This is a genomic window from Streptomyces sp. So13.3, assembly GCF_005860785.2.
GTDB lineage: Bacteria > Actinomycetota > Actinomycetes > Streptomycetales > Streptomycetaceae > Actinacidiphila > Actinacidiphila fildesensis.
On record NZ_CP048835.1, the window covers coordinates 2,369,576 to 2,384,081 of the forward strand.

Sequence of the window (14,506 nt, forward strand, 5' to 3'; positions counted from 1 at the left end):
CACATTTCGTGATGGCGGCAGCCGAGGGCCCACGGGCCCGGTTCCGGGAGCAGACGCGCAACGAGATCAAGGTGATCGCCCTGCGGCAGTTGGCCGAGGGCGGTACGGACGGTGTCGCGCTCACCCGCATCGCCAAGGAACTGGGCATGTCGGGGCCGGCCCTCTACCGCTACTTCGCGAGCCGGGACGATCTGCTCAGCGCCCTGATCCGTGATGCCTACGACGATCTGGCGACGGCGATCGAGCAGGCCGTCGCGGCCGGCTCCGAGGCCGCGTCACCGCGCGCCCGGCTGCACGCGCTGGCCGGCTCGTTCCGGGCCTGGGCCGTGGCCGACCCGCACCGCTATCCGCTGATCGCGGGCGCCCCGGTGCCCGGCTACACGGCCCCGCCCGACACCCTGCTGCGCGCCCGCGCGGCGCTCGGACCCTTCATGAAGGTCTTCGTCCAGGGGCGGCCGAAGCCGGCCATGGAAACGCTGGTGGGCCAGATGGAGGCCTGGGCCGAGCGGGATCCCGCGGTGGCCGGATGGTTCGCGGAGCACACCGGGCCCTGGGACCCGCCCGAGTCGGCGGCCTCGGCGGCCGGCCGGGGCACGGCTCTCGCCGGCGCCGTCCTCACCTGGTCCCAGCTGCACGGATCGGTCAGTCTCGAAGTATCGTCCCAGTTCAGCGGCATGGGCCACAGCCCGTCGACGCTGCTCACGGCCTCGCTGGACGCCCTGGCCGACGCCTTCGGCCTGCCCGCCGTCTAGGCCAGGTCGCAATTGTGGGTCCGGCGGCGGATCCTGGCCCCATGGGAAACACCTATCGGGGCTGGGCAACAGTGATCGCCGACGGGACCGGAACCGCGGTCGAGGCCGATCTGTACGCGATTCAGGAAAAGGGCCGCCTCTCGGCCTGGCACGGCAGCCTCCACACCGGCGCGGGGGCGAGCCGGTGGGCGGTGCGCGGCAAGACGCTGGACCTGCGGCTGCCCAACGGGCGGCAGGGCGAGTGCGTCATCACCAAGGTATTCCCGGAGACGGGACGTGCCGAGGTCACCGGGAACGGGCCCGTGCCGTTCGGATCGGAGCACGAGAGGTAGTCGGAACCGCACGACACCCAGCCGCACGGAACCGCACCGAACGGGCGTCGAGCCGCGCGCGGAATGGCAGCCGCCCCGGTCCCTGGACGCAGGATCGGGGCGGCCGGACCCACTTGGCGAACAGTGCCTCCCGACAACCGGTGCGCTTCCGTGGGTCGCCCGGAGCGGCGGCCGAAGCCCTGCCGATCAGGCGTCCGGAGCAGCGCGGCACCCAGGCGCATGCGATGCGGTCCCACTCTGACCAACGGTCACTCGAGCCCCATGGGCACGTCACTCGATCGAGTGAATACTCGATCCGCATATGACGTGGGGCGCTCCGTCAGCAGTCGAGGGTGAGCGGCGGCCGCCATACACCGCCGTCCCCGGGAGTCCCCGTCGCGGTGCCGAAGGTCAGCGGCACGAAGATGGCTCCGGCGGCGGTCTCGTTCCTGCTGCCGGTCCACAGGTCGATGCCCTGGAAGGCCTGCCCGTCCATGAGGCTGACGGTGCGGGGCTGTCCGCCGCAGGAGTTGGCGGAGAAGACCCGGCGGCCGTTGGCGGGCTGGCCGAAGCCCAGGTTCACCGGCGCGGTCCAGGTGCCGTACAGACTCGGAGCGGTGGCGTACCCGGTCCCGGTCCCGGTGCAGTAACCGCAGTTGGCGTCGGAGTAGGTCAGGACGTACCGGCCCGCGGCCGCGTCGTACCAGCCGCCAGGACTCTCGATGTGGGCCAGGCCGGCGACACCCTGGACACCCGTGCCGTCACCGCCCACGCCCCAGGTGTTGAGTTCCTCGATGTTGAGGGCGGCGCTGCCCGGCATCGTGCACACCAGGGCCGGGCGGGCGCCGGGGGTCGCACTGGCGATGAAGCCGAAGTCGCCGTTGGCCGCGCAGATGGTCAGCGACGGTTTGACGTAGGAACCGTGCGGCGGGCCGGCGGAGGGGCCGCACGGGCCGAGGGGCCCGTTGCACCCCATGGCGTTGTACGCGTTGGCGTGGTTCCGGGCGTAGTCGGCCGGCGAGTTGAACCACAGGATGAAGGTGCCGTCGTCGCTGCCCCAGCCGGTGCGCTGGAGCATCCGCGGGTTGAAGCACCCGTAGGCCGATCCCCCGCCGCACTCGGTCTGCCATGTCGTGCTCGTCCAGGGGTCGGTGTCCGCGGGCGAGAATAAGCGGACCGGCGTGGACCAGGGCCCGGTCAGGGACGGCGCGCTGGACGCCCCGAATCCGCACCAGGTGCTGGGGACCTGCCACTGGAACCCGCAGCGGTACTGGGTTCCGTAGGCGTAGTAGGTGCCGCCGAACTTCTGGATGACCCCGTCGTGCAGGTCCAGCGAGAGCGGCAGGGTGAAGGAGGGCGGCGGCGGGTCGTCGGCCTGGGAGGCGGGCGCGCCGGCACCCAGGAGGACGGAAGCGGCTAGGACAAGAGCGGCGAGCAGGGCCCGGGTACGGGACACGACGCCTCCTGTTCCGATCGGAGAGTCGATCAGCGCGGCTTGCGCACCAGTAAGATTACGTAAGTATCAGACGGAGGGTCAAGATGATGACCCGTTATATTCCGTAAGATTAGGTAACTAAAGGCCGTGGATCGGGAATCGCTAGGGTCGCGCTGCCGGATCTTGCTAGCTTGTTGTCTGTTGTTGCCCGGCGTTTCCCAGGAGAGCTGACGGCGTGAATCGGGACCCCGAAGCATGGAAGAGGCTCGGCAGGCTGCTCCGTGACGCGCGGGACCGGCGCGGGCTCACCCAGGCGAAGTTCGCCGAGGAGGCCGGGGTCTCCACCAAGGCCGTGTACAGCGCCGAGGCCGGCGCGACGCCCATGAAGCAACTGCCGCGCACCGTCGTCAAGATCGCCGCCGCCCATGGCTGGACCCCCGAGAGCATCCATGTCGTGCTCGACGGGGGCGATCCGGCGCTGGTCCACCGGGCCGGGCAGCCGGAAGAGCCACCGCTGCGGCCGGCGCCCGGCGAGGCGGCGCACCCCAGGGGCCCCGGGCTGATCGAACTGATGCCCAGGGTCTACGAGTTCGGGCGGCTGTGCTCGGCGCTCGGCGGGGACCCCGCGCTGCGCGACGCCTTCGAGACCGCGCTCCAGCGGCTCGTCGAGTCGATCCCCCGCGAGGTCGTGGCGACGCAGGACAGCCACCGCCTGGCGGCCTACCGCCCCCACGCGGAGGGCGAAGGGCCCGCGAGCGACGACGAGGAGCGGATTCTGCGGGCGATGGAGCGCACTCCGGAGTAGCGCGCCTTCGAACGATTTCGGAACGTTTCCTTCCATTAATCGCGCACTTGAGGTACATCTGTTGATCTGCCAGGGTGCCTCCCACACGTCTGATAGACGTAGGGGGACCTATGCCCTATTCGCCGGCCGCGCTGCTGGATGAGATGCACATCCCCGTAATTCGTGAGTGGCTCCGCGACACCTGGGGCGCCTGGTCACCGGTCCACCGGAAGATCGTCATCGCTGCGGGTCTCAGCCCTGTCCAGGAACGGTGCGTCCTCGCACACGAGCTCGAACACGTCCTCAGCGATGACGCGGCCTGTGGGTTCGGCGTCCTGAGCATCCATCAGGAGCGGCGGGCCGACATCGAGGCCGCCCGCAAACTCGTCGCCATATCCGACCTCGCCGAAGCGGCGGGATGGGCCCCGGACGTCCGCACCGCGGCCGCCGGGCTCGGTGTCACCGAGCGCATCCTGCGGATCCGCCTCCATGACCTGCGCGGCGAGGGCTGGCCGTGGCCGGCCGCAGCGGAGGGGACCCACCGGTACGGGTCCCCTCCGGCGCTGCCGGAAGGAACCCGTCCCTGATCAGCGGATGCCGACGGCGGCCAGCGCGCGGCGCTGCCCCGGGCTCGGGTGGGCCGGCCAGTAGAGGTAACAGACGCCGCCGGTCCCACTGCTGACGTTCCCGGAGGCGTTGTAGCGCTTGGTCCGCAGCCAGATGGTCTCGAACTGGGCCCGCTTGTAGACGTTGCGCACCGCGTCGTCGCTGGAGCTGGCCGGGTCGTTGGCCACCACATCGCCCTCCGCGGTGAAGCCGGCGATGCACATCAGGTGGCCGGAGGTGCCGTAGCCGGCGCCGTCCAGCTCGGTGGCGAGGAAGGACTGGGACGTTATCACCGGGATGCCGGCGCGGATCAGCCGTTCGACGTCGTTCAGCGAGTGCAGCCGTGTGATGACACCCTGCAGGTCACGGTAGGTGGCGGCGTAGGCGGCGTTGAACGGCCAGTTGCCGCAGCCCTGGTACTGGTTGTCGTACGTGAAGCGGGCCGCGTGGTCGACCTGCGGATCGGCGAAGGCCGGGTTCACCCACGCGAGGTCGGCCGCCGAGGGCTTGCGGCCCCAGTACTCGATGACCATCTCCGACGAGGTCGGGCTGCACCAGGCCTCGCCGCCGTTGTCGTACTCCGGGTACTGGCCCTTGTGGATGTTCTGCGAGTAGCGCGGCACCGGGAGTTCGATCCCGGCGCCCGCGCCGGGGACCGAGGCCGGGACGGTGAAGCGGTCGGGGATGGTGGAGGCCATCGCGCCCAGCCGCCAGAGCGTCGGGGTGAGCCGGCTGCCGGGCTTGCGGTAGAGGGTCACCCGCAGCCGGTACGAAGCGAGCAGCGGTCCGGCCGCCGCGTCGTCGATGGAGAAGGTGTCGGTCCAGATGCTGCTCTTGCCGTCGGTCTGGTCGTCGACCGAGGTGCGCTTGATGTCGCCGTCCCCGGAGGCCCAGCGGCCCATCACGTAGGCGGGAGTGGCGGTGCCGTCGGTGTAGGTCCCGAGCAGCTCGACCTGGAGCCAGGTGCCCGCCGGGGTACGGGCGTTCCACGAGGAGATCAGTTCGCTCGCGGGGTGCCGCAGGGTGTGCACCGGGGAGGTCCAGGTGGCGGAGTCCCAGGTGGAGGTGGTGCCGGTGTGCGGGTCGGTGTAGTCCAGCGAACCGCTGGGGCGGTCGATGACCAGACCGGGCCGTACCCCGGGCACCGGACGGGTGCCGCCGCGCTCGCCGCACCGCCAGTCGGTGTACGAGGTCCAGCCGGTGTAGTCCACCGGCGCGCTGTCGGCCGGCGCGCCGTGGGCGGGGGCGCCCCGGTCCGCGGCCCCCGCGTCTCCCGGCCGCCCGGCGGCTCGCGGGGCGGCGGCTGCCCGGGTCGCGGGAGCGGCCGCGGTGGCGGCCACCGCGGCGAGCGCGGCGGCCAGGACGGTGCGCCGCGGAGCGGGTCTGGTCATGGCGGTGTTCCCCTCGCTGTGAACGACGGAGTCGGTCCGGCCGCGTCGGCGGGCCCGCGGCGGATGCGCCTTACTATCGCGGCTCCTCCGGCCTTTCTGCCAGGGTTTCCGGCGCGTGCCACCGACCAACATTGGAACAGACCACTGACGCTATCCCGGCAGGACCACGAGGTCACGGCCCGTCAGGTTCAGCCGCTCGCCGGAGTTCTCGGTGCAGACCGCGATGTCCTCGATCCGGGCACCGAACCGGCCGGGGAGGTAGATGCCGGGTTCGATGGAGAACGCCATCCCCGGCTCCAGCGGGCGCTTGCTGCCCGCCACGATGTACGGCTCCTCGTGCGTCTCCAGGCCGATGCCGTGCCCCGTGCGGTGGATGAAGTGCTCGCCGTAACCGGCGCCGGCGATGATGTCGCGGCCGACGGCGTCCAGCGCCTCGGCGGTGATCCCCGGGCGCACCGCCTCGACCTGCGCGTGCTGGGCGCGCTGCAGCACGTCGTACAGCTCCCGGAAGTCGGGGTGAGGCTCGCCGACGGCGTAGGTGCGCGTCGAGTCGGAGCAGTAGCCGTCCTCGGTGGTGCCGCCGATGTCGACCACGACGGGATCGGCGGCCCGGACGACCCGGTCGGAGACCTCGTGGTGCGGGCTCGCGCCGTTGGGTCCCGAGGCGACGATGACGAAATCGACGGTGACATGGTCGGTCGCGAGGATCGCGTCCGCGATGTCGCGGGCGATCTCGCGCTCGGTGCGGCCGGGCCGCAGCCACTCGCCCATCCTGCGGTGCACCCGGTCGATCGCGGCCCCGGCCCGCCGCAGCGCCGCCACCTCGGCCGGGCTCTTGCGCATCCGCAGCTCCTGCAGCACCTCGCCGGCCAGCACCGCCTCGGCCCGCGGCAGCGCGGCGGTGAAGGCGAGCAGCTTCTCGGCCCACATGTGGTTGTCGACGGCGACCCGGCGGGCGCCGGCCGGCAGCCGGCCGGCGATCAGCTCGTAGGCGTTGTCGGTCTCGGCGAAGCCGGTGATGTCGATACCGAGGCCGCCGACGGGCGAGGCCAGCGCGGCCGGCCGCTCCAGGGCGGGGACGACGAGGAACGCGTCGCCCTCGGTGGGCACCACCAGGCAGGTGAGGCGCTCCAGCGGCAGCGCCTGATAGCCGGTGAGGTAGCGCAGATCGGCGCCCGGCGAGATGAGCAGGGCGTCCAGACCCGCGCCGGCGGCGGCCTTGCGGGCGAGTTCGAGGCGCTCGGCCGGATACAGCCCGGCGGAGTCGGCGGCGGAAGCTGCGGAGTCGGTCACGCGTCACACGGTAGACGCCCCTGGCGTCCGGCGGAGGCCGGCCGGCAGGACGCGTCGCGGCCCCGGCCGCGCCGTACTCAGGGCTCGCTACGCTGGGCCCGATGAACGATCAAGCCGCCCCCGCCCCGAGCGACCCGCTCGCGGAGTTCGCCGCGCATCTGCGGGAGCTGCCGCCGTCGTGCGGCCCGGTCCGGATCGTCGCCGTGGACGGGCACGCCGGTTCCGGCAAGACCACGTACGCCGCCCGGCTCGCCGGCGCGCTCGGCGGGGCGCCCGTCGTCCATCTGGACGATCTGGCCACCCATGACGAGCTGTTCGCGTGGACCGGCCGGCTGCGGGAGCAGGTCCTGGAGCCGCTGGCCGCCGGCCGGACGGCACGGCACGGCGTCTACGACTGGACGCGGCGGCGCTTCGACGGCGTCCGCGAGGTGCCCCCCGCACCCGTCGTCCTCCTGGAGGGCGTCGGAAGCGGACGGGCCGCCCTCCGACCGCTGCTGTCGCACCTGCTGTGGCTCGAGGTCCCCCGTGACACGGCCAGGGACCGCGGACAGCTGCGGGACGGCCCGGAGATGGACGCGTTCTGGTCCTCCTGGATGCGCGCGCAGGACGCGCACTTCGTGTCCGATCCCTCACAGCCGTTCGCGGACCATCTGGTACTGCTGAGACCAGAGGGATACGAGATGCTTCCGGGGCCCGGGAGGCACTCCCGAACACCATGATCCCTCACGGACGGTGACCGATTACCGCCGGTGCGCTGCCACTTCCAGAAGGCCCTCACGGAGCCCTCCGGAGCGGCTTGACCGGGGGGGTGTACAGGAATTACGTTCTCAATAAGCGGTCAGTGCGGGCCGCTCCCATGATCCGAAGCCCCCGGTTGTTCCCCCGTGACCGGGGGCTTCGCTGCGTCCCGGCCCGGTCCACCGGGCCCCTGGGGCCGCCTTTTCCTCACCCACTGTCACCACCCGGAGTCCGTGCGTCGAACGGTGCGGGGCCGAGGGGACCGCTGCGCCGCTCTACGGCACCGACGTCATCGCAGGTACGATGCGAACGGGGTGCGGTGGCAGGTGGGGGCACGACTCCCCTGCGCCAACTCCCGTCCCGGTCCTCAGGGTTGGGACGGGGTACAGCAGCAAGCCGCGGGGGAACGGTTGGTGGGGACCTGATGGACTTCGGGACAGAGCGCTCGGGCGCCCCCGCCGGCCTCGCCTGGCTGCGCGCCGTGGACGCCTACACCGTCGGGGCGTACGCGCAGGCCGAGGAGGAGTTCCGGGCCGCCGTCCGGCTCGATCCGGGCATGGCGGACGCCTGGCTTGGCCTGCACGCGCTGCGCGCGGACACCTCGACGGCGCTGCTGCAGATGTACCGCCACCGGGACCGCTTCGGCGAGGAGCGCCGGGCCCACCGGCGGTCGATCAACTCCTGGTACTGGCTCGGCTGGTGGGTGCAGCCGGTGCTGGAGTCGGACCGCGATCTGCTGCTCGCGCACGCCTCGCACTGGCTGGACGGCCGGCATGTCGCCGAGCTGGACCGCGCGCTGGCCGAGTGCCCGCCCGTCGACACCGACCGGCAGGTGCGCTTTCTGCACGCCTGCCGGGCCTATCTGGTCAAGGACTGGGAGCAGCTGGTCCGCAACACCGAGCCGCTGCTGGGCGATCCGGTGCTCGGCATCGAGGCGGGCCTGTTCGGCGGGATGGCCCGCGTCCGGCTGGAGCTGTGCGGGCAGGCCGAACCGCTGCTGGCCGCCGCGCTGATGCGCTGCCGCAGCGAGCAGCCGCAGCGCAAGGAGCTGCGCTACTGGCTGGCCCGGGCCTACGAGGGCACCGGCCGCACCGCCGCGGCGCTGCCGCTGTACCGGGCGGTGCACCGGGTGGACCCGGCGTTCATGGACACCGCCGCCCGGCTGGCCGCGATCAACGAGTCCGACGGGCTCGACGAGGGCGCGGGCGCCGGTCTGGCGGCCGTCTCGCTGTCCGGCCTCGGCCAGGCCTCCCCCGATGTGCTGGACGGCCCGGACTCCGCCCTGCTGACCGGCGAACCGATGGACGGCCGCGGCCCCGGCACCGAACTGGAGGAGCCCGCGCTGACGCTCGGCCCGCCGGACGACGACGTACGGGAGAAGGCCGGGGTGGCGTCCATGGCGCTGCCGCCCCCGCTGTCGATGACGGCGCCGGACCCGATGCTGCTCGGCCAGGCACTCGCCGAACTGGACCGCATGGTCGGGCTGGAGCCGGTGAAGCGGCAGGTGCGGGCGCTGTCGGCGCAACTGCGGATGGCCCGGCTGCGGGCCGGCCAGGGCCTGCCGGTGCAGCCCCCCAAGCGTCACTTCGTCTTCTCCGGCCCCTCCGGCACCGGCAAGACCACCGTGGCGCGGATACTCGGCCGGGTCTTCTACGCGCTGGGGCTGCTCGGCGGCGATCATCTCGTCGAGGCCCAGCGGTCCGACCTGGTGGGCGAGTTCCTGGGGCAGACCGCGGTCAAGGCCAACGAGCTGATCGATTCCGCGCTCGGCGGGGTGCTCTTCGTGGACGAGGCGTACGCCCTGTCCAACTCCGGCTACTCCAAGGGCGACGCCTACGGCGACGAGGCGCTCCAGGTGCTCCTCAAGCGCGCCGAGGACAACCGCGACCGCCTCGTGGTGATCCTCGCCGGCTATCCGGAGGGCATGGACCGGCTGCTGGCGGTGAACCCCGGGCTCAGCTCCCGCTTCACCACCCGGGTCGACTTCCCCAGCTACCGGCCGCTGGAGCTGACCCGGATCGGCGAGGTCCTCGCCGCGGACAACGGCGACCACTGGGACGAGGAGGCGCTGGAGGAACTGCGGGCGATCAGCGCCCATGTCGTCGACCAGGGCTGGATAGACGAGCTGGGCAACGGCCGGCTGCTGCGCACCCTGTACGAGAAGAGCTGCGCCTACCGCGATCTGCGGCTGTCGGACTACCCCGGCTCCCCCAACCGCGACGATCTGTCGACGCTGCGGCTCCCGGATCTGATGCAGGCCTACGGCGAGGTGCTGTCGGGGCGCGGCCCGGGGGTGCCGCCGGGCGAACCGGCCGAGTAGGCCGGTCCGCCACGGGTGGCAAACGCCAGGCGTCAGGTCCGTCCGGCGATCGTCGGCAGCTCGCGGTGCGCCGGGTCGCGGACCTCGCCGACCAGCATCTCCAGGACGTCCTCCAGCGCGACCAGTCCGATCGGGCGCCCGTCGGCGTCCGCGACCGCCGCGAGGTGCGACGCCGCCCGCCGCATCTGGGTGAGCGCGTCGTCCAGCGGCAGGTCGGCGCGGAGCGTCGCCATCGGGCGCCAGAGCCGCTGCGGCACCGGGTGGCTGCCGTCCTCGACGTCCAGGACGTCCTTGACGTGCAGATAGCCCAGATAGGCGCCGTCGGGGCCGGCCACCGGGAACCGTGAGTACCCGGTGTGCACGGTGAGTTCCTCGACCTGGCGCGGGGTCACCGACGGATCCACCGTGATCAGCTCGGCGGGGCGCAGCAGCACCTCGATGACCGGGCGGGTGCCCAGCTCCAGGGCGTCCTCCAGGCGTTCCTGCTCGTCGTGGTCGAGCAGCCCGGCCCGCCGGGCGTCCTCGACGAGCACCGTCAGCTCCTCGCTGGTGAAAACGGAGTCGACCTCGTCCTTCGGCTCGACCCGGAACAGCTTCAGGATCACCCGCGCGCAGCTGCCCAGTACGGTGATCACCGGCCGGAACACCCGGGCGAAGGCGACGAGTCCGGGGCTGAGCCACAGCGCGGTCTTCTCCGGGGCGGCCATCGCCAGGTTCTTCGGCACCATTTCGCCGATCACCAGGTGCAGCGAGACCACCACCGCGAGCGCCAGGACGTACCCGACTGCGTGCGCCAGCCCCTCGGGCATCTGCGCGGCCTCGAAGAGCGGTTCCAGCAGATGGGAGATGGTCGGCTCGGCGACCGCTCCCAGGGTGAGCGAGCAGACGGTGATGCCGAACTGGGCCGCCGCCATCATGCGCGGCAGGTTCTCCAGCCCGTACAGGACGGTACGGGCCCGCCGGTGTTCCGCGGCGAGCGGTTCGATCTGGCTGCGGCGTACCGAGACCAGGGCGAACTCCGCGCCGACGAAGAAGCCGTTGGCGAGCACCAGCAGGACGGCGAAGAGCAGTTGGAGGACGCTCATCGGGCGGCCCCCTGTTCGTCCTGGGTGCCGGCACCGGTGCCGGTGCGCACGATGCGCACCCGTTCCGCCCGGTGGTGGGAGACCTCCCGCACCCGCAGCTCCCAGTCGGGCAGCACCGCGGTGTCACCGGGTTCGGGGATCCGCGCCAGCAGGTCGGCGACGAGCCCGGCGACCGTCTCGTACGGGCCCTCCGGGGCCTGCAGCCCGATCCGGGCGAGCGTGTCCACCCGGCAGCCGCCGTCGGCGTCCCAGGCCGGCAGGCCGTCCTCGGCCGCGGCCTGTGCCAGTTCCGGCAGGTCCACGGCGTCGTGCTCGTCGCGCACCTCGCCGACGAGTTCCTCGATGATGTCCTCCAGGGTCACGACACCGGCCGTGCCGCCGTACTCGTCGACGACGACGGCGATCGGCTGCTGGCTGCGCAGCAGTTGCAGCAGCTGCCGGCCCGCCAGCGTCTCGGGGACCAGCAGCGGCGAGACCGAGATCCGGCCCACCGGGGTGCGGTCGCGCAGCGGGGCGGCGACGGCGAGGGCGTTCTTGAGGTGGACCATCCCGATGATGTCGTCCAGCCGTTCCCGGTAGACCGGGAAGCGGGACAGGCCGGTGGCCCGGGTGAGGTTGAGGACGTCGGCGGCGGTGGCGGTGTCCTCCAGCGCGCTGACCCGGACCCGGGGCGTCATCACGTTGGCGGCCGTCAGGTCGCCGAGCGACAGGGTACGGACGAACAGGTCGGCGGTGTCCTGCTCCAGGGTGCCGGCCTGCGCCGAGTGCCGGGCGAGGGAGACCAGTTCGCTGGGGGTGCGGGCCGAGGCCAGCTCGTCGGCGGGCTCGACGCCGAGCATCCGCACCAGCCGGTTGGCGATCCGGTTGAGCACTTCGATGACCGGCCGGAAGGCGGTGGAGAACACCCGCTGCGGGCCGGCCACGAACCGGGCCACCTGCAGCGGGCGGGAGACCGCCCAGTTCTTGGGGACGAGCTCGCCGACGACCATCTGGACGGCCGAGGCGAGCATCATGCCGATGACGACACCGACCCCGGGGGCGGCGCGCTCGGGCAGTCCGGCCGAGGTGAGCGGGCCGGTGAGCAGCTGGGCCAGCGCCGGTTCGGCGAGCATGCCGACCACCAGCGAGGTGATGGTGATGCCCAGCTGGGTGCCGGAGAGCTGGAACGACAGCTTCCGCAGCGCGGCCACCACGCTCCGGGCCCGGCGGTCGCCCTCGGCGGCGGCGCGTTCCGCGGCCGGCCGGTCGACGGTCACCAGACCGAATTCGGCGGCGACGAAGAAGCCGTTGGCGAGGATCAGGACGAATGCCGCACACAGCAGCAACAACGAGGTGCTCATGCCGCCGCTCCGGGAATTACGGGAACTCCGCTGGAGGGAGGGGCGGCGCAGGTACTACCAGACGATTTGGACATCGTCGTTTGGGTGTCACTCCTTGGGTCGGTGGGGCCCCGCGGGCAGTCTGCGGAAGCACTGCCCGACTCCAGAGTAATCAAGAGCGGGGCTCGGTCGGCAGCCCTACCTGGTGCCGGGCTGCCCTGTGCCGCGCGCTTCGGCCAGCGCCCGCAACTGGCGGGCGGCGCGGACCGCCTGGTCCCGGCCGCCACCGGGCTGGATGCCCATCGCGGCCAGGCTGGTGCCGTCGGTGAGGTCGAGATAGACCCACGGGTCGCCGGTCCGCAGATTGACCTTGACGACCTCGGCCCATTCCAGCCGGCGGCTGGCGACCAGGTTCACCACGGTGATCCCGTCGTCGTCCGCGACCACCTTGGGCCGGCTGAGCACCGCGAGCAGCGCGAAGATCAGCAGTCCGGTGATGATCATGGTGGCCCGGTCCCCCGGGCCCCAGGGCTGCGCTCCGTCGCTGGGCATCATCAGGGCGACGGCGGTGAGCACGACGAGCAGGCCCGCTCCGACCGTCAGCAGCACCACGCGGGTGCGGACCGGACGGAAGGTGACGGGCAGCTCGGGCAGGACCGCGGCGGCGGACGGGCCGGGTTTGCCGGACATCACAGGCGCGCGGCGTGGATGCCGGTGGTGAGGATCGCGCGGGCGCCGAGCTCGTACAGCTCGTCCATGATCCGCTGGGCGTCGCGGCTGGGGACCATGGCGCGGACGGCGACCCAGCCCTCGTGGTGCAGCGGCGAGACGGTCGGCGACTCCAGGCCCGGGGTGAGGGCCACGGCCCGCTCGACCTGCTCCACGCGGATGTCGTAGTCCATCATCACGTAGCGGCGGGCGACCAGGACGCCCTGCAGCCGGCGCAGGAACTGCGCGACCTTGGGGTCCTCGCCGTCCACACCCGTACGGCGGATGACGACCGCCTCGGACTCCATGATCGGCTCGCCGAAGACCGCCAGCCCCGCGTTGCGCAGCGAGGTGCCGGTCTCGACGACGTCCGCGATGACCTGGGCGACGCCCAGCTGGATCGCGGTCTCGACGGCGCCGTCCAGGTGCACGACGGAGGCGTCGATGCCGTTGTCCGCGAGGTGCTTCTCGACGACGCCCTCGTAGGAGGTGGCGACCGTCATGCCCCCGAGGTCCTTGACCGACTCCGCCGTTCCCGGCTCCGCGGCGTAGCGGAACGTGGAGCGGGCGAAGCCGAGCTGGAGGATCTCCTCGGCGTCCGCGCCCGAGTCCAGCAGCAGGTCACGGCCGGTGATGCCGATGTCGAGCCGGCCGGAGCTGACGTAGATCGCGATGTCGCGCGGCCGCAGGTAGAAGAACTCCACGTCGTTGTCGCTGTCGACGAGGACGAGCTCCTTGGACTCCTTGCGCTGCCGGTAGCCGGCCTCATGGAGCATCGCCGACGCAGGCCCGGAGAGTGAACCCTTGTTGGGAACGGCGATGCGCAGCATGAGGACAGCTTCCTTTGCGGTTCGGGGTGTTCGGGACGCGAGCGGCGGTGCGGTGCGGGTGCCGGCTCAGAGATGAGCGTAGACGTCGTCCAGGGAGATGCCCCGGGCGACCATCATCACCTGCAGGTGGTAGAGCAGCTGGGAGATCTCCTCGGCGGTGCGGTCGGCGCCTTCGTACTCGGCGGCCATCCACACCTCGGCGGCCTCTTCGACCACCTTCTTGCCGATCGCATGCACACCGCTGCCCACCAGCTCGGCGGTGCGGGAGGTACTGGGGTCGCCGGTGGCGGCCTTGTGCTGGAGCTCGGTGAAGAGCTCCTCGAATGTCTTCTTGGCCATGGTGGCTCACACCCTACGCGGAAGTGCCGGACGCTCAGCGCCAGGGTTCGGATACTGAACGCAGGATGGTCGCGGTGGCCACCGCGGCGGTGACCGCTTCGTGGCCCTTGTCCTCGTTCGACCCGGGCAGTCCGGCCCGGTCCAGCGCCTGCTCCTCGGTGTCGCAGGTCAGCACGCCGAAGCCGACGGGCACCCCGGTGTCCACGCTGACCTGGGTGAGGCCGGCGGTGACACCGTGGCTGACGTACTCGAAGTGCGGGGTGCCACCGCGGATGATCACGCCGAGGGCGACGATCGCGTCGTAGCCGCGGCCCGCCAGCACCTTGGCGACGACCGGCAGCTCGAAGCTGCCGGGCACCCGCAGGACGGTCGGCTCGTCGATGCCCAGCTCGGCCAGGGCGCGCAGCGCGCCCTCGACCAGGCCGTCCATGACCTGGACGTGCCACTGGGCCGCGATCACTGCCACGCGCAGGTCACCGCAGTTCTTCACGGTCAGCTCGGGGGCGCCCTTACCGCTCACGTCTCTCCTCAGTTCCGGTGCTCGTCGTACTGGTCGTACGGGGTCGTGCGGGGTGGTGCGGGTGGTCGTGCGGGT

General features: G+C 72.0%; 15 protein-coding genes. 6 read left to right on the plus strand and 9 right to left on the minus strand.

Annotated features, from left to right (window positions below):
• The first annotated feature begins 11 nt into the window (after positions 1-11).
• Together C8250_RS10730 and C8250_RS10735 are read left to right on the plus strand one after the other, a co-directional pair.
• A complete protein-coding gene (locus tag C8250_RS10730; protein WP_138353039.1) occupies positions 12-752 on the plus strand; it encodes a TetR/AcrR family transcriptional regulator in 741 nt (246 codons plus the stop codon).
• Between the two features lie 41 nt (positions 753-793).
• Positions 794-1,084: a hypothetical protein gene (locus C8250_RS10735; RefSeq protein WP_138353038.1), complete on the plus strand. Its 291-nt coding sequence runs from the start codon at positions 794-796 to the stop codon at positions 1,082-1,084.
• Positions 1,085-1,403: 319 nt separating this feature from the next.
• Here the strand turns inward: C8250_RS10735 and C8250_RS10740 are convergent, their stop codons facing one another.
• Positions 1,404-2,519 carry a hypothetical protein gene (locus tag C8250_RS10740; protein WP_138353037.1) on the minus strand — a complete coding sequence of 372 codons (1,116 nt, stop codon included), beginning with the start codon at positions 2,517-2,519 and terminating at the stop codon, positions 1,404-1,406.
• Positions 2,520-2,733: 214 nt separating this feature from the next.
• On the opposite strand from C8250_RS10740, the gene C8250_RS10745 reads away from it, so the two are divergent.
• Complete coding sequence (locus tag C8250_RS10745) at positions 2,734-3,303, plus strand: helix-turn-helix transcriptional regulator (RefSeq protein ID WP_138353036.1); 570 nt, start codon at positions 2,734-2,736, stop codon at positions 3,301-3,303.
• 110 nt (positions 3,304-3,413) lie between these two features.
• Complete coding sequence (locus C8250_RS10750; RefSeq protein ID WP_138353035.1) at positions 3,414-3,869, plus strand: hypothetical protein; 456 nt, start codon at positions 3,414-3,416, stop codon at positions 3,867-3,869.
• Here C8250_RS10750 and C8250_RS10755 read toward each other — a convergent pair whose 3' ends face one another.
• A complete protein-coding gene (locus tag C8250_RS10755; RefSeq protein ID WP_138353034.1) occupies positions 3,870-5,279 on the minus strand; it encodes a peptidase C39 family protein in 1,410 nt (469 codons plus the stop codon).
• Positions 5,280-5,429: 150 nt separating this feature from the next.
• Positions 5,430-6,572, minus strand: coding sequence for a Xaa-Pro peptidase family protein (locus tag C8250_RS10760; protein WP_138353033.1), 1,143 nt, complete (start codon positions 6,570-6,572; stop codon positions 5,430-5,432).
• Between the two features lie 101 nt (positions 6,573-6,673).
• Between C8250_RS10760 and C8250_RS10765 the strand changes: the two genes are divergently transcribed.
• Together C8250_RS10765 and C8250_RS10770 are read left to right on the plus strand one after the other, a co-directional pair.
• A complete protein-coding gene (locus C8250_RS10765; RefSeq protein WP_138353032.1) occupies positions 6,674-7,291 on the plus strand; it encodes a hypothetical protein in 618 nt (205 codons plus the stop codon).
• A gap of 443 nt (positions 7,292-7,734) precedes the next feature.
• Positions 7,735-9,630, plus strand: a complete 1,896-nt coding sequence (locus tag C8250_RS10770; RefSeq protein WP_138353031.1) for an AAA family ATPase — start codon at positions 7,735-7,737, stop codon at positions 9,628-9,630.
• 32 nt (positions 9,631-9,662) lie between these two features.
• Here the strand turns inward: C8250_RS10770 and C8250_RS10775 are convergent, their stop codons facing one another.
• From C8250_RS10775 to ribH, 6 genes are all read right to left on the minus strand, one after another.
• Positions 9,663-10,715, minus strand: a complete 1,053-nt coding sequence (locus tag C8250_RS10775) for a hemolysin family protein (RefSeq protein WP_138353030.1) — start codon at positions 10,713-10,715, stop codon at positions 9,663-9,665.
• Complete coding sequence (locus tag C8250_RS10780; protein ID WP_138353029.1) at positions 10,712-12,055, minus strand: hemolysin family protein; 1,344 nt, start codon at positions 12,053-12,055, stop codon at positions 10,712-10,714. The genes C8250_RS10775 and C8250_RS10780 overlap by 4 nt, the downstream gene beginning before the upstream one ends.
• 177 nt (positions 12,056-12,232) lie before the next feature.
• Complete coding sequence (locus C8250_RS10785; RefSeq protein WP_138353028.1) at positions 12,233-12,724, minus strand: PH domain-containing protein; 492 nt, start codon at positions 12,722-12,724, stop codon at positions 12,233-12,235.
• Positions 12,724-13,572 (minus strand): ATP phosphoribosyltransferase, encoded by an 849-nt coding sequence (hisG, locus tag C8250_RS10790; RefSeq protein WP_138353027.1) that lies wholly within the window; start codon positions 13,570-13,572, stop codon positions 12,724-12,726. The genes C8250_RS10785 and hisG overlap by 1 nt, the downstream gene beginning before the upstream one ends.
• Before the next feature lie 66 nt (positions 13,573-13,638).
• On the minus strand, positions 13,639-13,911 hold the full coding sequence (locus tag C8250_RS10795; protein WP_138353026.1) for a phosphoribosyl-ATP diphosphatase: 273 nt from the start codon (positions 13,909-13,911) through the stop codon (positions 13,639-13,641).
• A gap of 34 nt (positions 13,912-13,945) precedes the next feature.
• On the minus strand, positions 13,946-14,431 hold the full coding sequence (ribH, locus tag C8250_RS10800) for a 6,7-dimethyl-8-ribityllumazine synthase (protein ID WP_138353025.1): 486 nt from the start codon (positions 14,429-14,431) through the stop codon (positions 13,946-13,948).
• Positions 14,432-14,506 lie beyond the last annotated feature (75 nt).